The organism is Paenibacillus cucumis (ex Kampfer et al. 2016) (genome assembly GCF_019748695.1).
Taxonomy (GTDB): Bacteria; Bacillota; Bacilli; order Paenibacillales; family Paenibacillaceae; genus Paenibacillus; species Paenibacillus polysaccharolyticus.
Genome location: NZ_JACLIC010000049.1, coordinates 43,702 through 65,743, shown reverse-complemented (window position 1 = coordinate 65,743; position 22,042 = coordinate 43,702). Strand labels below are relative to the sequence as shown.

22 protein-coding genes and 1 riboswitch are annotated in these 22,042 nt (G+C 47.2%); all 22 genes read left to right on the top strand.

The features are described 5' to 3' along the window. Nucleotide 1: 1 nt before the first annotated feature. The 22 genes from H7T88_RS26490 (at nt 2) to murA (ending at nt 21,655) form a co-directional block, all read left to right on the top strand. Nucleotides 2-1,231, top strand: a complete 1,230-nt coding sequence (locus H7T88_RS26490) for an FtsW/RodA/SpoVE family cell cycle protein (protein WP_221791297.1) — start codon at nt 2-4, stop codon at nt 1,229-1,231. Between the two features lie 204 nt (nt 1,232-1,435). Next, nucleotides 1,436-2,662: an FtsW/RodA/SpoVE family cell cycle protein gene (locus H7T88_RS26485; protein WP_154891324.1), complete on the top strand. Its 1,227-nt coding sequence runs from the start codon at nt 1,436-1,438 to the stop codon at nt 2,660-2,662. Nucleotides 2,663-3,026: 364 nt separating this feature from the next. Next, complete coding sequence (spoIIR, locus tag H7T88_RS26480) at nt 3,027-3,692, top strand: stage II sporulation protein R (RefSeq protein ID WP_221791295.1); 666 nt, start codon at nt 3,027-3,029, stop codon at nt 3,690-3,692. A 205-nt stretch (nt 3,693-3,897) separates the two neighbouring features. Then, on the top strand, nt 3,898-5,157 hold the full coding sequence (locus tag H7T88_RS26475) for an L-threonylcarbamoyladenylate synthase (protein ID WP_260511161.1): 1,260 nt from the start codon (nt 3,898-3,900) through the stop codon (nt 5,155-5,157). 256 nt (nt 5,158-5,413) lie between these two features. Beyond that, a complete protein-coding gene (locus H7T88_RS26470; protein WP_090922831.1) occupies nt 5,414-5,974 on the top strand; it encodes a manganese efflux pump MntP in 561 nt (186 codons plus the stop codon). Between the two features lie 65 nt (nt 5,975-6,039). Continuing rightward, complete coding sequence (locus tag H7T88_RS26465) at nt 6,040-6,612, top strand: low molecular weight protein arginine phosphatase (RefSeq protein WP_090922833.1); 573 nt, start codon at nt 6,040-6,042, stop codon at nt 6,610-6,612. Nucleotides 6,613-6,708: 96 nt separating this feature from the next. Next, nucleotides 6,709-6,790: riboswitch (ZMP/ZTP riboswitch) on the top strand. A gap of 144 nt (nt 6,791-6,934) precedes the next feature. Further along, nucleotides 6,935-7,528 carry a TIGR01440 family protein gene (locus H7T88_RS26460; RefSeq protein WP_154891321.1) on the top strand — a complete coding sequence of 198 codons (594 nt, stop codon included), beginning with the start codon at nt 6,935-6,937 and terminating at the stop codon, nt 7,526-7,528. Between the two features lie 217 nt (nt 7,529-7,745). Then, nucleotides 7,746-8,993, top strand: coding sequence for a serine hydroxymethyltransferase (glyA, locus tag H7T88_RS26455; protein ID WP_167375780.1), 1,248 nt, complete (start codon nt 7,746-7,748; stop codon nt 8,991-8,993). 437 nt (nt 8,994-9,430) lie between these two features. After that, a complete protein-coding gene (upp, locus tag H7T88_RS26450) occupies nt 9,431-10,060 on the top strand; it encodes a uracil phosphoribosyltransferase (protein WP_090922856.1) in 630 nt (209 codons plus the stop codon). A 39-nt stretch (nt 10,061-10,099) separates the two neighbouring features. Further along, nucleotides 10,100-11,257 carry a non-hydrolyzing UDP-N-acetylglucosamine 2-epimerase gene (wecB, locus tag H7T88_RS26445; RefSeq protein WP_221791292.1) on the top strand — a complete coding sequence of 386 codons (1,158 nt, stop codon included), beginning with the start codon at nt 10,100-10,102 and terminating at the stop codon, nt 11,255-11,257. A gap of 186 nt (nt 11,258-11,443) precedes the next feature. Next, nucleotides 11,444-11,698, top strand: a complete 255-nt coding sequence (locus H7T88_RS26440) for an AtpZ/AtpI family protein (protein WP_090922860.1) — start codon at nt 11,444-11,446, stop codon at nt 11,696-11,698. After that, nucleotides 11,691-12,068: an ATP synthase subunit I gene (locus H7T88_RS26435; RefSeq protein WP_090922862.1), complete on the top strand. Its 378-nt coding sequence runs from the start codon at nt 11,691-11,693 to the stop codon at nt 12,066-12,068. Before H7T88_RS26440 ends, H7T88_RS26435 begins: the two co-directional genes overlap by 8 nt. A gap of 47 nt (nt 12,069-12,115) precedes the next feature. After that, the gene (gene atpB, locus H7T88_RS26430; RefSeq protein WP_090922864.1) at nt 12,116-12,934 is read left to right on the top strand and encodes a F0F1 ATP synthase subunit A; all 819 of its coding nucleotides are present in this window, start codon (nt 12,116-12,118) and stop codon (nt 12,932-12,934) included. Nucleotides 12,935-13,008: 74 nt separating this feature from the next. Continuing rightward, nucleotides 13,009-13,233: a F0F1 ATP synthase subunit C gene (gene atpE, locus H7T88_RS26425; RefSeq protein ID WP_090922866.1), complete on the top strand. Its 225-nt coding sequence runs from the start codon at nt 13,009-13,011 to the stop codon at nt 13,231-13,233. 113 nt (nt 13,234-13,346) lie between these two features. Continuing rightward, entirely contained in the window at nt 13,347-13,835 is a 489-nt protein-coding gene (gene atpF / locus H7T88_RS26420) for a F0F1 ATP synthase subunit B (RefSeq protein ID WP_090922868.1), read from the top strand. Next, on the top strand, nt 13,832-14,380 hold the full coding sequence (locus H7T88_RS26415; RefSeq protein ID WP_090922870.1) for a F0F1 ATP synthase subunit delta: 549 nt from the start codon (nt 13,832-13,834) through the stop codon (nt 14,378-14,380). The genes atpF and H7T88_RS26415 overlap by 4 nt, the downstream gene beginning before the upstream one ends. Before the next feature lie 16 nt (nt 14,381-14,396). Next, nucleotides 14,397-15,911 (top strand): F0F1 ATP synthase subunit alpha, encoded by a 1,515-nt coding sequence (atpA, locus tag H7T88_RS26410; RefSeq protein ID WP_221791290.1) that lies wholly within the window; start codon nt 14,397-14,399, stop codon nt 15,909-15,911. A 130-nt stretch (nt 15,912-16,041) separates the two neighbouring features. After that, the gene (gene atpG / locus H7T88_RS26405) at nt 16,042-16,914 is read left to right on the top strand and encodes an ATP synthase F1 subunit gamma (RefSeq protein ID WP_090922874.1); all 873 of its coding nucleotides are present in this window, start codon (nt 16,042-16,044) and stop codon (nt 16,912-16,914) included. Between the two features lie 95 nt (nt 16,915-17,009). Next, complete coding sequence (gene atpD / locus H7T88_RS26400) at nt 17,010-18,413, top strand: F0F1 ATP synthase subunit beta (protein WP_090922876.1); 1,404 nt, start codon at nt 17,010-17,012, stop codon at nt 18,411-18,413. 63 nt (nt 18,414-18,476) lie between these two features. Next, a complete protein-coding gene (locus H7T88_RS26395; protein WP_090922878.1) occupies nt 18,477-18,881 on the top strand; it encodes a F0F1 ATP synthase subunit epsilon in 405 nt (134 codons plus the stop codon). A 648-nt stretch (nt 18,882-19,529) separates the two neighbouring features. Beyond that, on the top strand, nt 19,530-19,787 hold the full coding sequence (locus tag H7T88_RS26390) for a DUF1146 family protein (protein WP_090922880.1): 258 nt from the start codon (nt 19,530-19,532) through the stop codon (nt 19,785-19,787). Between the two features lie 521 nt (nt 19,788-20,308). Continuing rightward, complete coding sequence (gene murA / locus H7T88_RS26385; protein ID WP_090922882.1) at nt 20,309-21,655, top strand: UDP-N-acetylglucosamine 1-carboxyvinyltransferase; 1,347 nt, start codon at nt 20,309-20,311, stop codon at nt 21,653-21,655. The last annotated feature ends 387 nt before the right edge of the window (nt 21,656-22,042 follow it).

Below are 22,042 nucleotides of genomic sequence, written 5' to 3'. Positions count from 1 at the left end.
CATGCTGCACAAATTCAAAAAGATCGACTACTCCATCGTTTTTATTTTGGTGATCCTGATGGTCATTAGTATAATGGCCATTTACAGTACTACGTTTGGTCGTCCAAAGGTTGAGGGATTCTCCAAAAATATGATTGTATTTTATGTTTTGGGTTTTGTTGTTTTTTTCGGAATGTCCATGATCAACTATAAATTTATCGTCAAAAATTATTTATATATCTATGGGCTGGGTTTGTTACTGTTAGTTCTGGTTTTGTTCATTGGTAATGAGTATTACGGAGCCCAAGGTTGGCTTTCGATTGGCGGAATCAGTCTTCAGCCTTCGGAGTTGTTCAAGCTATGTCTGATTGTCATGTTATCGACACTGCTCGCCAGGAAGAAGAACAGGCCTTTGTTTTTTGGGCGAGATGTCATTCCGATCAGTTTGTGTGTGCTGCCGCCCTTGCTGCTTGTGTTGTTGCAAAATGACCTGGGTGCGGTACTCAGTTATATTTTTATCTGGATCGGTTTATTATGGATCGGCAATATCAAATTTTCACATGCATTGATTGGTTTTGTACTGGCGGTAAGTGCTATCGTTGCTGGCATACAAGCATACATTCATTATCATGATGAAATTACAAGTTTCCTCAAAGATATTAAACGTGCACACTGGGCAGAACGGTTTGACCCATGGCTTGTACCTGAACTGACATCCAGAGACGTATTGTGGCAGACGTACAATGCCAAACTTGCCATTGGTTCTGGTGGGGTTACGGGTAAGGGTTACATGGAAGGTACCACCATTCAATCCAATCGGGTACCTCTGGCCTATGCAGACTCGATTTTTGTACAGATTGGTGAAGAGTTTGGCTTTGTTGGCGCATCGGTACTTCTTTTATTGTATTTCATCCTGATTCATAGGCTAGTCTTAATCGCTTTGGAATGTAAGGATCGCGTAGGTGCTTATTTGATTGTAGGTATTATTGCGATGATTCTGTATCAGGTCTTTGTCAATATCGGACCGTTTATAGGACTCATGCCACTGACAGGTATCACCTTGCCATTCATTAGTTATGGAGGAACATCACTGCTCATTAACATGATCAGTATGGGGATTGCCATGAGTATCAAGGTACACACCGAAGAGAATGAAGATATCCTGGGAGCAGCGGAGCAACCGAGTATTACGGAACTGATCTTGAAGCTGTTCAGACGCAAACCTGTGCAACAGGAGCAACCGGAACAGTGAACATGAATGTTTACAGCAATATTGAAAAAGAAGTCAGATCAACCTTGGAATCGTTCTTCCCGGCATTCGCTGGGGAACGGACTTTCAAGGTTTTTTGCTTTAAAATCAACCGGATTTCCATTCTCCCATCCAATTAGGTACAATGGTAATATTGATCATTATTGGTAAAGTGCGATGTGTGAACTAGGGGGATATTCAAACATCATGTGGAAAACGGTAAAGAAGCTGGATGGCGTCATTCTTTTTGTTCTGTTGTTGTTAATGGCGATTAGTATACTTGCGATTTATAGTGGAACACGCTTTGATCCCAAACTCGCGAATCATCATGTGAAAACGATCTATTTCTACGTGGTTGGGTTCATTGCAGTCATCGGGATTGGTTTGTTTAATTACAAGTTGTACGTAAAATACGCTTTTCTTCTATATGGTATAGGCATTATTTTCTTGATCCTGGCCAATGTGCTTGGAAGTACGTTGAATAACGCGAATGGCTGGCTGAAAATCACGGAAAGCATTTCGTTTCAACCTGCGGAATTGTTCAAAATGATCCTTGTTCTATTTCTTGCCCATTTAATTGTGAAGCGTAAACGTGGGGAGCTCGGGTTCTGGAGAGATGTCGTACCGATTGGGCTCTGGACATTTATTCCCTTCGCACTGGTTATGGCTCAGAATGACCTGGGTAACGCTCTCGGTTATGTGGTCATTCTGGTTGCTATTTTATGGATCGGCAATATAAAGCTGAAACATGCGTTAATCGGGCTGGCGATTGTGGGTGCTTTCTTTATTGGTTTCATCAAATCGTATACCTTCTACCATGATGAAATATTCGCCTTTTTGGAAAAGATCAAACGGGAGCACTGGGCTGAACGGATCGATCCGTGGCTTGTACCCGAGAAAGCCACAGCCAAAGCGATGTGGCATACAAAAAATGCAGGACTTGCCATCGGATCGGGCGGGATTATGGGCAAGGGTTTTTTGGAAGGAACTTCGGTTCAAAGCGGACGTGTGCCGTATACGTATTCGGATTCCATCTTTGTGGTGGTCGCGGAGGAATTTGGTTTTGTCGGAGCTTCGCTCTTAATCCTGTTATATTTTATCCTTATCCACCGGATGGTGTTAATCGCACTGGAGTGCAAAGAACGGGCCGGACCCATTATCATTGTGGGTATTATCGGGATGTTACTCTATCAGGTGTTTGAAAATGTAGGTGCATTCCTTGGCCTCATGCCACTGACAGGCATTACCTTGCCGTTTATTAGTTATGGCGGTACGTCTCTGCTGATTAACATGGCCTGTATTGGGCTGGTGATGAGCATTAAGTTGTATGGTGATGAAGACGAGGATGAATGGTTTCCAGAGGAGCAATCACCATCGTGGATGCAGCGGATTCGGAGTCTGATGAAAAAGAAAAAAGAGAATAGCGCGATGTAGTTGTGTTTTTCACGAGTTGGAGGGATTATTCAGATTAAAGTAGCATCTAATCCATTACTGTCTTCGAAAAAAAGCTTAGTGGTCACTAAGCTTTTTTTATATGCCCGAGAAGAGATGGTTTAGGGGCATTTCGTAGAATAAATGAGTGCTGAAATCATCTCCTTTTAGTAAGGAATCTCTTTTCGCAACCGGCATAATGAGTATGTCTGTGTTTCTTTCCCGATCTATAAAGCCAATTCATCCGTTTCTATGAAAAACTTTAATAGATTTCTGGTTTGTACTAGGTTTACTTCTTCCTCTACCGGGCATACTGATAGACATGAGAGAGTTGCAGCTGGATATCGGAACCGAGGGGGAGAACGGGATGAACAGACGAATTGGTAAACAAATTGGACTTATCCTTGTATGTCTTATGATGATCATTATGATGTGGGAAGGTCAGAAAACCGATGCGGCTGTTGCTGCTACTACTATTCCGGAGCAATCGATCCGTTTGCGGATTCTAGCGAATTCCGATGCGGCGGGAGATCAGCTCGTGAAACGCGAGATTCGGGATGCGGTCGTTGCACAGATGGGCGAATGGGTTGGGGCGCTGGAAAATCCGCAAAGTCTGGAGCAGGCTCGGTATGTCATTCGTGAACATCTGTCCGAGATTGAGAATCGGGTAGGAGAAGAGCTAATGAAACGTGGTCTAACTTATGATTATCAGGTGGAGCTTGGCACGGTTCCTTTTCCAACAAAGCTGTATGGGGGTACGGTATACCCTGCTGGCGAGTATGAAGCGGTACGGATTACGCTGGGCGAAGGCAAAGGGCAGAACTGGTGGTGTGTACTGTTCCCGCCACTCTGTTTCATCGATGCAAGTACAGGGGACGCGCTGGCTAAACCAACGACAACGACAGTCTCTGCCTCAGCTGGGGATGCTGTAGAGGTGAAAGCAACTGTGCAAGGTGAAACGCCTGAAGCGAGATTCTTCCTGTGGGATGTGGCTGTGAAAATATGGGATTGGGTAGTAACTTTATTCGCCTAACAACGAATATAAGACATATTAAAATGCAGTGCAATATAGAATAAAAAACTAAGGGATGGAAGTTTCGTTGCAAATGTGCAGGGAGCTTCCTTTTCTACATGAACAGGATATGCGGGAGAAGTACCCTATGGTTGGATCGAACCTGTAACGTTATAGATATGGTATACTTATATGTACTGAAATTGAACCTACTTGAAGTTTAGGGATGATGATATATATGAACAGAGAGCACGAAAAGGTACAACAACCCTCATTAGAGGACAAGCATGATCATGCGGCGGTAGAGAGAGCCGAGGTGGAACACAATACAGCCTTTTGGGATGTCAGAGCACTGGTGCATGAGCAGAGTGAGGGCGAGAACATAAATGTGCACGTTCAAGAGATTTCCCCAGTATCGGATGTGAAAAAGGGAAACGCCGCCCGCGAAGCGGCGCTCGCTGACTTGCAGGCTGCCGCGGCCTGCCTTCGTCAAGGGGAGACGGTTGCCTTCCCGACCGAGACGGTCTACGGCCTCGGCGCAGACGCTCGCAGCACGGAAGCAGTGGAGGCAGTATTTGCCGCCAAAGGGCGGCCATCCGACAATCCGCTGATTGTGCATATCGCGCACCGTGACCAGCTGCATGAACTGGTCACTGAGGTGAATGCAACAGCGGAAGCGCTGATGGCGGCCTTCTGGCCAGGCCCGCTGACGCTGGTGCTGCCGGTTAGGCCAGGGGCGGTGTCCCCGCGGGTCACTGCCGGGCTGGACACGGTGGCCGTGCGCATGCCGGACCACCCGGTGGCGCTGCCACTCATTGCGGCGGCGGCATGCCCCGTGGCTGCGCCAAGTGCGAACCGCTCCGGGCGGCCTAGCCCAACCCTCGCCGCACATGTGCGGGAGGATCTGGATGGCCGCATCGGCGGCATTGTGGACGGCGGCCCCACGGGGGTGGGCGTCGAGTCCACCGTGGTGCAGGCCGGTGACGACGGTACCGTCACCATCCTGCGCCCTGGCGGCATCACGGCGGAACAGCTGTCCGCCGTAGCCGCCCGTGTCGCCACGGACCCGGCGCTTCTCGCCGAAGGGTCCGGTGGCGACAGCAACAGCCCGGCGCCGCGCTCGCCGGGCATGAAGTACACGCATTACGCACCCGCAGGGGCGCTGTGCGTGGTAGAGGGGCCGCCCGCAGCGGTGGCGGCCTGGACCCGCGCCGCCCTGGCGGAGGCGGCGCAGCGCGGAGAGCGTACCGCGGTGCTGGCGTTCGCCGAGCACGCGGAGCAGTACCGCGCCGATGCCGTATTCTCGCTGGGTAACGCCAGCGAGCTACAAGAAGCTGCGCGCAGGCTATACGCCGCGCTGCGCAGCTGCGATGAGCAGGGCGCCACATATATTGTGGCGGAAGCCTGCTCGCGCGAAGGGCTGGGAGCAGCCGTCATGAACCGGCTGCTCAAGGCGGCAGGCAACCAACTTATTCAAGTTGGCTGAGCCGCCTACCTAAACGCTCCTGCCCACAGGATCAGGAGCGAGCCTCAACTTTTGCAAGCATTCATCTCGCTTGCATGCAGTCGTCACGTTTAACGTCCCAATCTACTATTTTCATATTAGCAAGGGCGCCCTTGATCTGTTTTTTTCTCCGAAAGCTGTATCCATACTTCCTAGCTCCGTTTCCCTGTAACCGTCATGTTTGAGTTCTTGTCCGCATATCGTGTACAAGAACCTTATGTGACTTGGGGGTATGAGGATGTGGGATGTGTCTGCCCATGTAGGGCAGTTGGTAACCATTCTGATTATGGCGGTTGCGCTGGGGCTTGATGCATTCTCGCTGGGCATCGGCATTGGCATGAAGGGTATACGGCTACGTGATGTACTGAAAATTAGTACCGTTACGGCACTGTTTCATGTCATCATGCCGCTTGCTGGCATGTATATGGGTAAGTATGTCAGTTCTTTGCTGGGCAATATTACGAATTATGCAGCAGGCGGCCTGCTGGTACTGTTAGGTGCTCACATGATTTTAAATGCATTTCGTGAAGGGGAAACCAAGCTGGTCGATCATCGATCTTTGCTGGGTATTCTTTTGTTTTCGCTTAGTGTCAGCGTAGATTCATTCTCTGTCGGGGTATCGCTCGGTATGTTCAGCAGTGATCTTGTCCTGACGATCTTGGCCTTTGGTTTCTGCGGTGGTTTGATGTCGATCATGGGGCTGCTTCTGGGACGTAGGGTAAGTCAGAATTTGGGCGATTACGGTGAAGCTGTAGGCGGGGCGATCTTGCTTGCCTTTGGACTTTTGTTTATATTTTAAAAAATAAAGCGGTTGAACGATAAGATAGGTAGTTCACATCTTGATTATATGGGGAGGCTATCACAATGAAACATATTTTGTTTGTATGTACAGGAAACACGTGCCGCAGCCCCATGGCAGAAGGGCTTCTGCGGAAACTTGCAGCCGAGCGCGGTATCGAGGTACATGTTCGTTCAGCAGGTGTGGCTGCATCGTCAGGTATGCCGATATCACGTCATGCCGAAGCAGTTTTGAAGGATCATCAGGCAGAGGGCCCATCTCAGTCTACACAGCTTAGTGAAGCGTTGGTCGAATGGGCAGATCTGATTCTGACGTTAACCCGGAGTCATAAGCAACATGTGATGCAGGTGTTCCCGAATTCCATTCAGAAGACCTACACGCTGAAGGAATATGCCGAGAATGATACACAAGTGCTTCAAGATCTGGAGGAATTGGACAGCCTGTTTGCTACACTGGAGATGAAACGGGCCCTGGGCCAGGAAATTCTGGCCTCAGAGAGGGAGCGTGCAATCGAAATTCGGCAGCGTATTCCGAGTTTTGATATCTCCGATCCGTTTGGTGGTAGCCGGGACGATTACAATATTGCGGCAGCAGAGATTCGTACAGCGTTATCCAAGCTTCTGGATAAGCTTGAATAATTCAGCTGTACAGAGACAAGATACAGAAACAGAACATGGAATGTAAATTAACCGTTGATTTTAAAGTGGGGTTGATTTATGATGAAGGGGAAAACAGGGATCCGGTGTAACTGGCGACGAAGTGGGCACAACCACAATGGAGCACCGGAACAAACGGCCGGTCGCCTGGGCAAAAGAGCAATTCTGCGATACCCGCAGACTGCTCTTTTTTTCGTCTTTCATCTGATTTTTCGCTATAATAGTACCTGAAATGCCATGCAACGTATGCGTTGAGCAAAATGATCACAAGATAGCGGGCATGATTTTATCGGGAGGCGATAGGATGACTATTGAACTGGATTCGGAACAACCCGGATTGCAACAACAGACAGCATCAATCCTGCGCGAACTGGCGACAGCCGGTAAACTTGGCTCTGGCCATGTTGTTGTTATCGGCACGAGTACAAGTGAAGTTGCAGGTCAGCGCATCGGAACAAGTGGTGCCGTCGACGTGGCAGATCAGTTGCTTGCAGGTATTCGCGAGGTGCAGACAGAGTTTGGTTTCGACACTGTATTCCAGTGCTGTGAGCACCTGAATCGAGCGCTTGTGATGGAACGTAGGTTGCTTGAGCGGCTCGGACTGACAGAGGTTGGCGCTGTACCTGTGCCGAAGGCTGGTGGTTCCATGGCATCTACCGCCTATCGTTCACTGTCCGATCCATGTCTGGCTGAGCATGTTCAAGCCCATGCCGGTATGGATATCGGAGAGACTATGATTGGCATGCATCTTCGCCATGTTGCGGTTCCTTTTCGTACATCGCTTCGTTACATTGGAGAGGCTCGTGTCACAGCAGCACTTACACGTCCGAAGCTGATTGGCGGCGAACGTGCGGTTTATCGAATGGAAGAAGAGCCCGATTCAACCTTTTGTGACTAACGTATAAAGCGAAATGATGTTTACACGTAAACGGAGAGTGCAACACCAATTTGGAGAAGCGAAGCGTTCACGTTTATCACCGAATTTCCCCTTTATCAAAGGGGTTCAAAGAAATTTGGGGATAACAGTGATCGTAAGATGGTGATGCAATCGAAGTCAGGAGTGTAACCTGAAGGCTCGCTTTATAACTTCATTATAATTTAGGAGGAATTTAATCATGGAACAATTGCGTAAAAATGACCCTGCAGTATTGGAAGCGATGAATCTTGAACTGAAACGTCAACAGAACAACATCGAGCTGATCGCATCCGAGAACATCGTAAGTGAAGCGGTAATTGAAGCACTCGGCTCCGTTCTGACGAATAAGTACGCTGAAGGTTATCCAGGCAAACGTTACTATGGTGGCTGTGAGCATGTCGATATCGTTGAAGATATCGCGCGTGATCGTGCGAAAGAACTGTTTGGTGCAGAACATGCGAACGTGCAACCGCACTCCGGTGCACAAGCGAACATGGCTGTATATCTGGCAGCATTGAAGCCTGGTGATACCGTTCTGGGTATGAACCTGGCACATGGCGGTCACTTGACCCATGGTAGCCCGGTTAATGCTTCTGGTTTGCTTTACAACTTCGTTGCGTATGGTGTTCAAGAAGATACATTCCTCATTGATTATGATGAAGTTCGCAAAGCAGCATTCAAACATCGTCCTCGTCTGATCGTAGCAGGTGCAAGTGCATACCCACGTACGATTGATTTTGAGAAGCTGGCTTCCATCGCCAATGATGTTGGCGCGCTGTTCATGGTTGATATGGCACACATCGCAGGACTTGTTGCAGCTGGACTGCATCCTAACCCGGTGCCACATGCACACTTCGTTACAACAACAACACACAAAACATTGCGCGGACCACGTGGCGGTATGATCCTGTGCCGCAAGTCCTGGGCAGCTGCCATTGATAAAGCGGTATTCCCAGGTTCCCAAGGTGGACCTTTGATGCACGTGATCGCTTCAAAAGCTGTAGCGTTCGGTGAAGCATTGCAACCTTCGTTCAAAACGTATGCTCAGAACGTGGTGAAAAACGCACAGGTGCTGGCTGAAACATTGATCGCTGAAGGATTGAACATTGTATCCGGCGGTACAGACAATCACTTGATGCTGATTGATACTCGTAGCGTAAACATCACGGGTAAAGAAGCGGAACATGTGCTTGATTCCATCGGTATTACAGTGAACAAAAACGCGATTCCATTCGATCCAACAAGCCCGTTCATTACAAGCGGTATCCGTATTGGTACACCTGCTGCGACTTCCCGTGGTATGGACGAGAAAGCAATGGTAGCGATCGGTAAGATCATTGCGAAAACTCTTAAAAATCCAAAAGATACAGCGACACTTGATCAGGCACGCGCAGAAGTGACTGCACTGACGGATCAATACCCGCTGTACACTGACCTTAAATACTAATATTACTTATAAATATTGCTCGTGCTGTTTGTATTTGAGATGTTCAGGATGTGAACACGCAGACGGAGCAAACCGAAAGAACCTGAAGAAGCGAAGCGCTCGCCTTTATCACCGGAATTCCACCAACTAATTAATGGATCAGAGAATTCTGGGGATAACAGCGATCGAAAGGTCATTCGGTTTGCGGAGCATCTTTAGTGTTCACAGGTATTGAGAGCATTCAAGTGACATAACAGCACGAGCAAACAGGACTGGATGAATCATTTTCCGGTCCTGTTTTTGTAGGATTTGCTTTTCTGTAATGATTAGGTGCCCTTTGATGGTGTAATTCAGTGTGGGTGATGATATAATATACAGGATTTATCGAGCCTGTGAATGACGGCTAGGTATATTTGGAAATGCTTAACTCATGAAGAACTTACCGGAGGGACAATTTAATGGGAAAATTAGTAATATGTGATCACCCCCTGATTCAACACAAACTGACGTTTATACGCGACATGCGTACGAATACGAAAGATTTTCGTGAATTGGTTGATGAAGTAGCAACATTAATGGCTTACGAGATTACAAGAGATGTTGAGCTGGAATCCATTGATGTACAAACGCCTGTAGCTGCGACACAAGGAAAAGTAATTTCTGGACGTATGCTTGGACTGGTACCGATTCTGCGTGCGGGACTAGGGATGCTGGATGGCGTTGTGAAGTTGTTGCCAGCGGCAAAAGTAGGACATGTTGGTTTGTTCCGTGACCCGGAAACACTGCAACCGGTTGAATACTACACCAAGCTGCCTACAGATGTGACTGAACGTCAACTTATTGTGATTGACCCGATGCTTGCAACAGGCGGATCGGCAATCGCAGCGATTGACGTGCTCAAAAAGCGCGGATGCACTCAGATCAAAATGATGAACCTGGTCGCAGCGCCAGAGGGCGTAAAAGCAGTACAAGATGCACATCCAGATGTAGACATCTATGTAGCTGCGCTTGACGACCGTCTGGATGATCACGGATATATCGTGCCAGGACTTGGCGATGCGGGAGACCGTTTGTACGGAACGAAATAAGCATATTTTCATGCGGATTAGAAAAGGAGCTTTGCTCAAATGTCCAAAAAAATTAAAGTGATGACTATTTTCGGGGTGCGTCCAGAAGCGATCAAGATGGCTCCGCTGATTCTGGAATTGCAAAAACATCCTGAGTCTATTGAGTCGATTGTTTGCGTAACTGCGCAACATCGCCAGATGCTGGATCAGGTTCTTGAAGTTTTCGACATTCATCCCGATTATGATCTGGATGTCATGAAAGATCGTCAGACCCTGAACGAAATCACCATTCGTGTTCTTGGCGGTCTGGAGCCGGTTTTGCGTGAAGCTAAACCTGATATCGTGCTCGTTCACGGTGATACGTTGACTACATTTGTAGCCAGCTATGCAGCCTTCCTGCAACAGATTCAGGTCGGACACGTGGAAGCCGGTCTGCGGACGTGGAATAAGCTGTCACCTTACCCGGAAGAGATGAACCGCCAGTTGACGGGTGTTTTGGCCGATCTGCATTTTGCGCCAACGGACTGGTCTTCTTCCAATCTTGCCAAGGAAAATAAACCGGAGTCTAGTACCTACGTCACAGGCAACACGGTAACAGATGTGTTTCAATATACAGTACGGGAGGATTACAAACACCCGGTACTTGATTGGGCCCAAGGCAAACGCCTGGTGCTGATGACTGCTCATCGCCGCGAATCTCAAGGCGAGCCTCACCGCAACATTTTCCAGGCCGTCAAACGTATTGCTGACGAATTTGAAGATATTGCCATCGTGTACCCGGTGCACCCTAGTCCTGCTGTGAAGGAGCCGGCTCACGCGATTTTGGGGAATCATCCCCGTATTCAGTTAATTGATCCGCTAGACGTAGTGGATTTGCATAACTTTTACCCGCACACTCACTTGATCCTGACTGATTCAGGCGGTTTGCAGGAAGAAGCGCCTTCGTTTGGTGTGCCTGTTCTTGTATTGCGCGATACTACAGAGCGCCCGGAAGGCATCGAAGCAGGTACGCTGGAATTGGTAGGGACAGAAGAGGAACGTGTATATGAACGGACCAAGGCTCTGCTTACGGATGAAGCACTGTATGCAAGCATGAGCCAAGCTGCTAATCCATACGGTGATGGACATGCTTCGGAAAGAATTGTCAATGCGATTTTGCACCATTTTGGCGTAAAAAGTGAGCGTCCGGAATCATTTCACAGAAAGTTCAAAAAATAATTCACATTTTCTGTTGGATTTATAGAGGGGATAGCATACAGTTAAACTGTACGGTTTACGCGGGTTTATGGGCTTTCTTAAGCTGTAGACCCGTCGTTTCTCCCTTTAAAACGCTAAAATCAATCAATTGACAAAGGCTCTCATCATTCAGTAAAATTAACTGGGATTGCAAGGGTGGCGTGGAAAATGGCCGATTCGAACAAACCAAATTCATCCCGTAACCATGATGATAAGGTCTGGAAAGCAATGGGGCTCGTGACAGCTTTTGGGATCGAGATTGCCTTGCTCGCTGTTGCCGGGTATTACGCTGGCTCGTGGTTGGACAGGACCATTGGAGGCAACGGAATATGGATCGCCGTAAGCGTTCTCTTTTTTCTTGCGGCAGGCGGGGTAAGCATTTACTTTATTGCTAAAAAATTCATGGGGGAAAGTGATGAGTGAACTAGCCAGATATCGCAGATGGATGACCGTTTCCGTCATGTACATTCTCATGATTTGTTTTCTGACGGCTGCATTTGCACCTCGTTTGGAAACGATTGCTTTGGGACTGGCCCTGGGTGTTAGCATCAGTTTGATTAATGCATTTTACCTGGGCTACAAGGTGAGGAAGATGTCCGATGATGCGGCAGAAGGTAATCTGAAGCGTGTGAACCTGGGATTTTTGACAAGAGCGGCGCTCGCAGTGCTTGGTATTTACATATCGATGCGCTTTCCGCAGTACTTCAATACATATGCGGTTGCAGGCGGTCTGGCCATTGCGCAATTTTCCCTATTAATTATAGGGATCATCATGTCCCGCAAAGCAGAGTGATTTTGAGTGTGGCAACTTTCAGGTAGAGAAAGGGGTGAGAAAAAAATATGCATGAAGCTCCAGTGATTATGCTTGGTGGATTTCATCTGGACTTGTCCGTACTATTGATGTTGATTGTAACCAGCGCCATTGTCTTCATATTTGCCATCATCGCTACACGGAACCTGTCGGTGGATAATCCGGGAAAGCTGCAAAACTTTATGGAGTGGGCTGTTGAGTTCGTTCGTAATCTGATATCCAGTACGATGGACATGAAGAAAGGCAAACACTTTATTTCTCTCGCACTTACGATGATTTTGTTCATCTTCGTAGGAAATATGCTTGGGCTTCCATTCCAGGCAGTTACCGATGTTAAGGATGTTAATGCAGCTACCGTTTTCGGGAAACCAATCGTTACAGCGGTTGAGGCTTATGAAAAGGCTCACGCGAAGGACCCAGAAGCGCATCCACATATCGAGCTGGCTTGGTTCAAATCACCAACAGCTGACTTGTCCGTAACGATGGGACTAGCTCTTGTAGCCTTCCTCGTAGCACATGGACTTGGACTGTTCAAGAACACTAGAGGTTATCTGAAGCACTATGTGCAACCGTACGCGTTGTTCCTTCCGATTAATATTATCGAGACCGCGTCCAAGTTGCTCACGCACGGCATGCGTTTGTTCGCGAATATTTTTGCGGGTGAGGTGCTGATTGCAACCATCCTCAAACTGACCAGCTTTAAAGTGCTGGGCGCTATTTTCGCAATACCGCTACTTGCAGTGTGGCAAGGTTTCAGTATCTTTATCGGCGGGATTCAAGCTTTCGTTTTCGTCATTCTAATGATGGTGTACATTTCACAGACCATCGAAACGCACGAAGAACATTAAGTTTTAGACCTGCGGGGATCTCTCCATCAGGCTGAACAATAAAATTGATTTATAATTTTAAGGAGGATATACAAATGGGAGCAATGGCATTAATCGCAGCAGCAATTGTTGCAGGATTGGGCGCTTTCGGCGCAGGTATCGGTAACGGTATGGTAATCAGCAAAACAGTGGAAGGGATCGCGCGTCAACCAGAAGCGAAATCCACACTGCAAACAACAATGTTCATCGGGGTAGGTTTGATCGAGGTATTGCCGATCATCGGTGTGGTACTCGCATTCATGTTCTACGGTGCTGCTTAAGACATAACACAGTACGGCGGGGAAGGCTGTAGCCCTCCGCGCCTTCTTTTTAGCTAGGAACTTATCCTGTAAGGGATAACGGTTTAGGATACCTCCAGGAAGGAGTGAACAGATTGAGTTTCTTATGGGAAAATACGCTTCTTGCGATTATCGCATTTTTGGTTTTATACTGGCTGCTTAGCCGTTATGCTTTCGGTCCGTTGTTCTCCATCATGGAAAAGCGTCGTGAACTCGTAATGAGCCAGATGAATGAGGCTGCTCAGACTCGGGAACAGGCGATTGCTTATGTGGAGGAGCAAAAACAGGCTCTGGAACAAGCGCGCAAAGAAGCTCACGACATTATTGAACAATCCAGACAAACGGGTGGCAAGCAGGCTGAATCCATTCTGGCTGATGCCAAAGCTGAAGCAACTCGTCTCAAAGACGATGCTGTACGTGAAATTGAGAGCGAGAAGAACAAAGCGGTTGCCGCTCTTCGCAGCGAACTGGGTACTGCTTCCGTTCAGATTGCTTCCAGATTGATCAAAAAAGAAGTTGAGAACGGTCCAGCACAAGAGGAACTTGTGAACCAATACCTCAATGAGGTAGGGGGCCGACAATGAGCCGCGATACGATTGTTGCCAAGCGTTATGCAAAAGCATTGTTCGAAGTTGCTCTTCAGCAGCAGCAAGTGCTTGAAGTTGAACAGGAACTGCGTGCCGTTGTCAGTGGATTAACCGGAGATCAAGAGATTATCAAATTTATTGTTTCTCCAAACATCTCTGATGAAGCCAAGCGAAATGTGCTTCATGCAAGCCTTGATGGCAAAGTGTCCGAACCTGTCCTTCGCACGGTTTTGCTTCTGATTGAGCGTGGCCGCGTGGAATTGTTGCAAGACCTGTTGGATGATTATGTGAGAATTGAAGGGGATTCCCTTGGAATCGCCGATGCTCGCGTATACTCGACCTATGCATTGAAGGAAGAAGAGAAAGAAGCGGTAGCCCGTGAGTTCGGTGGCCGTGTGAATAAAAAGATCCGTATCGAGAACATTGTTGATCCTGCACTGCTGGGCGGATTGAAAGTCGCCATTGGCGATACGATCTATGACGGCAGCTTGGCTGGCAAGCTCGAACGTCTTGAGCAGTCTTTTAACAGACGAGTACAGTAGATTGGGGTGAGGACACTTGAGTATCAAACCAGAAGAAATCAGTACATTAATTAAGAGTCAGATTGAACAATATAAGACTGATATCGATGTAGTCGAAGTTGGTACAGTTATTGAGGTTGGTGACGGGATCGCCCGTGTATACGGACTCGAGAATGTCATGTCCAACGAGTTGGTTGAGTTCCCAAGCGGTGTAATGGGTCTCGCCATGAACGTAGAAGAAAGCAATGTCGGTGTCGTTATCCTGGGACCTTACTATGATATTCGTGAGGGCGACCAAGTGAAACGGACTGGTCAAATCATGCAGGTGCCTGTAGGCGAAGCATTGATTGGACGTGTCGTGAACCCGCTTGGTATTCCAGTGGATGGCAAAGGACCAATCGCTACAACGGAATTCCGTCCGGTTGAAGGTAAAGCACCAGGCGTAATGGATCGTAAATCCGTTCATGAGCCGATGCAAACAGGAATTAAAGCCATCGATGCAATGGTACCAATCGGTCGCGGACAACGTGAGTTGATCATCGGTGACCGTCAAACAGGAAAAACATCGATTGCCATTGATGCGATCCTGAACCAAAAAGGTAGCGGCATGAAGTGTATCTATGTGGCTATTGGTCAGAAGCAGTCTACGGTTGCACAAGTTGTGGAAACTCTTCGTCGTAAAGGCGCAATGGAGTACACCATTGTTGTAACAGCAGCAGCTTCCGATCCATCACCACTCTTGTACATCGCACCGTACTCCGGTTGTTCGATGGGTGAGTATTTCATGTATAAAGGCGAGCACGTCCTGGTCATCTATGATGACTTGACTAAACAAGCTTCTGCTTATCGTGAGTTGTCCTTGTTGCTCCGTCGTCCACCGGGCCGTGAGGCTTATCCGGGTGACGTCTTCTACCTGCACTCCCGTTTGCTGGAGCGTGCTGCGAAGCTGAACGATGAACTGGGTGGTGGTTCTTTAACCGCACTGCCGTTCATTGAAACACAAGCTTCCGATGTATCTGCTTATATTCCAACGAACGTAATCTCCATCACGGATGGACAGATCTTCTTGGAAGCTGACTTGTTCAATGCTGGACAACGTCCGGCGATCAACGTTGGTATCTCTGTATCCCGTGTCGGTGGTTCTGCTCAGATCAAAGCGATGAAAAAGGTTGCAGGTTCCCTGCGTCTTGACCTCGCTCAATATCGTGAGCTTCAAGCGTTCTCCCAGTTCGGTTCCGATCTGGATAAAGCGACTCAGGCTCGTCTGAATCGTGGTGCACGTATGATGGAAATTCTGAAGCAAGGTGTTAACCAGCCGTTGCCTGTAGAACAACAGGTTGTCAGCTTGTACACTGCAGTTAAAGGATTCCTTGATGAGATTCCAACAGGTGATGTTACTCGTTTTGAGCATGAGTTCCTTGCGTTCATGGAGAGCAACCACCCGGAAATTCTGGGATCGATTCGTGAAACGAAAGAATTGACAGTAGACAATGAAAATGCACTCAAAGGTGCAATCGAGAAGTTCAGAAAGAGCTTCGCAGTCTCTGTCTAAATAGATGATTGTAGCTGCGGAGTTGTCTAACCGATTCCGCATGTCTGCATGCAAAACTTTGACTCAGTCAAAGCAGGAATATGCTTACGAAGTAGTTTTGACTATGTCAAAACTTTAAGGTGGTGAAATCATGGCAAAAGGCATGCGCGAAATTAAGCGGCAAATTAAAAGCGTACAAAGCACAAAGCAGATCACCAAAGCAATGGAGATGGTTGCAGCTGCAAAACTGCGTAAAGCGCAGGAAAAAGCAGAGGCCGCACGTCCTTATTCAGAGAAGTTGAAAGAAGTTGTGGCGAGTATTGCCTCCAGTACCCAAGGTATCCAGCACCCAATGCTGGAAAGCCGTCCGGTCAAAAAGACAGCGTATCTGATCATTACGTCAGATCGGGGTCTTGCAGGTGGATACAATGCGAACGTTCTGCGTCAGGTGAGTCAGACTCTGAAAGAGCGTCACAACTCCCAGGACGAGTACGAATTATTCGTTATTGGTCGTAAAGGGCGTGACTATTTCAGAAGACGCGAAATAGCTATGGCTTCCACAACTACAGATCTGTCGGACTCACCTTCATTCGCAGATATCAAATCCATCGCTCATGAGGCAGTTCATGGATTTGAACTGGCTGATTTTGATGAATTGTACATTTGTTATAACCGCTTTGTAAATGCGTTGACCCAGATTCCGACAATGGAGAAACTTCTCCCTATGGAAACACCTGAGTTAACTCCTGCGGATGGACCGACTGCGAGCTACGAGTATGAACCGTCAGCTGAGGCTGTGCTGGAAGTTTTGCTTCCGCGTTATGCGGAAACATTGATCTACGGTGCACTGTTGAATGGTAAAGCGAGTGAACTGGGTGCGAAGATGACAGCAATGGGTAATGCAACCAAAAATGCATCGAAACTCATTAATGATCTGTCATTGACTTATAACCGTGCCCGTCAAGCAGCGATTACGCAGGAGATTACGGAAATTGTGGCAGGTGCCAACGCAGCACAAGGCTAACCGTTTTTTATTTAATGAAGGCTTGCACTGCAAAAATGAACGAACGGAATTTTATTTTTGCCAAAGTAGCAGGCTTGTAGGAGGGGAACGTTAAGATGAACAAAGGACGCGTTGTGAGCATCATGGGTCCGGTTGTTGACGTCGAGTTTGATCGCGGCGGTCTGCCGGAAATCCTCAATGCCATTACGATCACTACAGTAAACGAGAGCGGTGTGAGTGTAAATCTTACACTCGAAGCTTCGAAACATCTGGGTGACAACCGTGTACGTTGTATCGCGATGTCCTCCACGGACGGTCTCGTACGTGGCATGGAAGCCGTAGATACTGGAGCTCCAATCTCTGTACCTGTCGGTGAAGCGACACTGGGCCGTGTATTTAACGTACTCGGCGAAGCGATTGATACTGGCGGTACAGTTGTATCTGAACATAAAAACCCGATTCACCGCTCTGCTCCTGCATTCGATGAATTGACTACCCAAGCGGAAATGCTTGAAACAGGTATCAAAGTTATCGACTTGCTGGCTCCTTACGCAAAAGGTGGTAAAATCGGTCTGTTTGGTGGTGCCGGTGTAGGTAAAACGGTAACCATTCAGGAATTGATCAACAACATTGCGCAAGAACACGGCGGTATCTCCGTATTTGCCGGTGTTGGTGAGCGTACCCGTGAAGGTAATGACTTGTATCACGAGATGAGTGATTCCGGCGTTATCAACAAAACAGCAATGGTCTTCGGACAAATGAACGAGCCACCAGGCGCACGTCTTCGTGTAGCCCTCACAGGTTTGACCATGGCGGAATATTTCCGTGATGAAGAAGGCCGTGACGTGTTGCTCTTTATCGATAACATCTTCCGTTTCACCCAAGCGGGTTCAGAAGTATCTGCCTTGCTTGGACGTATGCCATCCGCGGTAGGTTACCAGCCTACGCTTGCAACAGAAATGGGTCAATTGCAAGAGCGTATCACTTCAACGAAAAAAGGATCGGTTACATCCATCCAGGCGATCTACGTACCTGCGGATGACTATACTGACCCGGCTCCTGCAACAACGTTTGCTCACTTGGATGCAACAACAAACCTGGAGCGTAAAATCTCCGAGATGGGTATCTACCCAGCCGTAGATCCACTCGCATCCAGCTCCCGGATCTTGTCTCCTGAAGTTGTTGGCGAAGAGCACTATAGTGTCGCACAAGGCGTTAAACGTATCTTGGCACGTTATAACGAACTTCAAGATATCATCGCAATCCTGGGTATGGACGAGCTCAGCGAAGAAGACAGAGCGCTCGTATATCGTGCGCGTAAAATTCAACGTTTCTTGTCCCAGCCTTTCCACGTTGCTGAAGCATTTAACGGTATTCCGGGTAAATACGTTCCGGTTAAAGAAACAGTGCGCAGCTTTAAAGAGATTCTCGAAGGCAAGCATGACGATCTGCCGGAAGCAGCATTCCTCTTCGTGGGTACGATTGAAGAGGCAGTGGAGAAAGCTAAAACACTGGTATAATCTGAGTCCAGGATTGTCCTTATGAAGCGAGCTATCCTTCGGATAGTTTCAGGAGGGATGGAATTGAGCACCTTTTTGTTGGAGATCGTAACGCCTGAGCGTCTCGTCTATTCACAGCAAGTGGATAGCGTCATCGCTCGCGGTATTGAAGGGGAACTGGGGATTCTCCCTGGTCATATCCCGATGGTCACACCTTTACAGATTGCACCGATCACGATCAAAAACGGAAAAGAGAATAAGCAAGTCGCCATCGGCGGCGGCTTTATCGAAGTCCGCAAAGATAAGGTTGTTGTACTCGCAGAGAGTGCCGAATTCCCGGAAAGCATCGATGTGGATCGTGCGCGTGCGGCCAAAGAGCGGGCAGAACGCCGGCTTGCCAGCCAAAGCAACCAGGATCACTTTGATCACCGTCGTGCAGAGATTGCTTTGCAAAAAGCGGTTAACCGGATCAACGTATTCGGCAAATAAAGTAACTTATGGAGCCCGGCGGCATTGTCTGCCGGGTTCTTTTACTCTTTTATGAAGAAATAATGATAGAAATAAAAAAAGTGGAATACGATGATGAATTGCCACTACGCTATTTATGGATTTGAACGTTAGAGAGTTTTCTCTTTATATAGTATGAATAGCTTCAAATAATTAGATTCACATTTCAATGATCAGGTGAATAAGATGTAGGACTTAAGTAGTATGGGCATATCACCCTGATAGAACTAATTTTACGAGATTCAGTAGAATTATTTCCGAGGAAATGACAGAATCGATATCGTTATAACGCTATTTTATGTCGTTTTAGTCACCCATTACTGGCGGATAAAAATTAAAATATTTTTTGAAGTGGAAATCAATGTAGTTGACAAGTAATAGTGAAACAGCCTATATTCCTTAGAGTCAGCAGATGCAGAAAGTAGGGCGCTAGATGTCCATCATCTTGCAGAGTTGAATTGTTGTTGCTTGATCAGGTAGGCATCAGAGATCTTGTCAATTCGAGGGGGACCTGACAGTAGAACAGAGATGTTTTTCTGGTTTTCGCTCATTCCTGTGTACTAACAAGTTATGGGGGTTAGGCATATGATATGCCGATCGCTGCAACAATCAAGGTGGAGGTAAGAAGATATGGGTAATGATCTGGCGAATCAGGTGAACCAGACATTGAGCACAAACAGCCTGATCTCAATTGTCGTTTCTCTTATATGTATAGCGATTACATGGTGGTCATTGCAAAATCTGAAATTGGATTTAGTGATCAGACAGCCAAAAGGTCCTCAGGGGAGACTGTTACATTTGTTGCTGGCCATTATTCTAGGGCATGCCGTTGCTGGCTTTGTTATTGATTATTTGTCCTGGACTCAAATGTTAAGAAATTTGTTTTAATGTTGAGATGGTTGGTTAATCATCTGTTAGGTTCTTCAAGCGGCTCATTGTCGAATAACATCGATTAATTGTGTTAACAATTAGAGTATGAGCTGTCGGCCAAAATATAAGAAAGAAATGTGAACGTTTGACTGACCAAATTTGAATTGTTTATGTAAAAAATGCTTGTATCGAACAATTCAACAATGTTATGATGGAAGTTAGGGAATTCACAATTTTTCACTAATTATGTAGGTTATAAAGGGGATATCCGGTAGTTACCGGCTAAAAACCATCCCAATTGGTCTGTTCTGATGCTAAGATGGCCTTTTTAATGACTTTTCAAGCCATAAAGCAGGATGTACAGTACACATGGTATCATCGATATGAATTATACAAACCAATTCTTTTCTGATCAGACATCTGTGCTTACATGCCAGAATATGTCGAAATTCCACACACAGCAACAGTCCTTTCTATCACAGTGGGGCTTACGTATTCCGGAATGAGGAAAAGGGAATAAAAGCGCGGAGGGAACCATGATGAGCAAATTTATCGTCCGCGGTGGCAAAAGGTTGACCGGAAGTGTCAAAGTTAGCGGCGCTAAAAATTCTGTTCTTCCGATCATCGCTGCCTCTCTCTTAGGGGAAGAAGGACAAAGCGTTATTATTGACGCACCTCCTCTAGACGATGTGATGACGATTAACAAAGTGTTGGAATCGCTAGGAGCGGGAGTTACATACCGGGACGAAGTGATTACCGTAAATGCGGAGAACCTTACTTCCTGTGAAGCCCCGTATGAATGGGTTAGTAAAATGCGGGCGTCTTTTCTGGTCATGGGGCCTTTGCTGACGCGTTTGGGTAAAACAAGAATCTCATTGCCTGGTGGATGTGCCATCGGTACACGACCGATTGATCAGCATCTCAAAGGGTTTGAAGCCATGGGAGCCGAGATTAGCTTGGGCCAAGGTTATATCGAAGCACGTAGCCAAGGACGGTTGCGCGGGGCGAAAATTTATCTGGATGTGGCTTCTGTAGGTGCCACTCAAAATATTATGATGGCTGCAACTTTGGCCGAAGGTGTTACGGTTCTGGAGAATGCGGCGAAAGAACCTGAGATTGTCGATCTGGCTAACTTCCTGAACGGGATGGGTGCAAAGGTTCGCGGAGCCGGTACGGGCGTTATTCGTATCGAAGGCGTTGAGAAACTGTCTGGTGTTAAGCATACGGTAATTCCAGATCGTATTGAAGCAGGAACGTATATGGCTGCCGCAGCAATCTCTGGTGGTGACGTATACGTTGAAGGTGCGATCTCTGATCACTTGGGTTCCGTTATTGCTAAACTTGAAGAAATGGGTGTAACAGTACAGCCTGACGAGAATGGCGTGCGTGTTATTGCAGACCGTCCACTCAAAGCAGTGGATGTCAAAACGTTACCATACCCAGGATTCCCGACAGATATGCAATCCCAAATGATGGCTTTGTTGCTGGCATCCGAAGGAACGAGCGTTGTGACTGAAACGGTTTTTGAGAACCGCTTTATGCATGTTGATGAGTTCCAACTGATGAACGCAGAAATCAAAGTTGAAGGAAGATCCTCCATCATTACAGGCAATGCTAAGCTGAAAGGTGCTAAAGTGACAGCTACAGACCTGCGTGCAGGGGCTGCTCTGATCATTGCTGGCTTGGTCGCTGAAGGCACAACTGAGGTAGGTGGTGTACATCACATCGACCGTGGTTATGTACATTTGGCAGAAAAGTTAAATGGCCTCGGGGCAGATATCTACCGAATTTCGGTGGAAGAGCCTAAGCTGGATGCAGTTAAGGCGCCTAGCGAAAAGGTTGAGGAAGAAGTTCCTATGTTTAAAGTACAACCAACTTGGGTGTAAACCCTCGTTTATATCACATAGCGTTATTTCTGTATAGCTACCCTACTGTGGAGAATACAGGAACAAGATCAAACGTATCGTATCCGTTTGATGAAGCTGAGCCTCCGGGCTTGGCTTTTTTTGTTCTTTTTACAAGTTCAAACGATATATGAGGATGGTCTGTTAAGGACCTGATTCTATTAATACCTGATCCTAACTTTGTATAACATAACATCTAGGCTTATATCTATTTTGACCATATGAAAGAGCGGGTGTTCCATACCCATTGATCGGGATGCACTGTGTAAACCGCGTAGTAGCAATGCTTTCAGGTATCTACTCATACAAAGGAAAAGGTGCTCATTAAATAGCAACGGTTCGCGTTTCTCTTAAATCCGGTTCTATCAG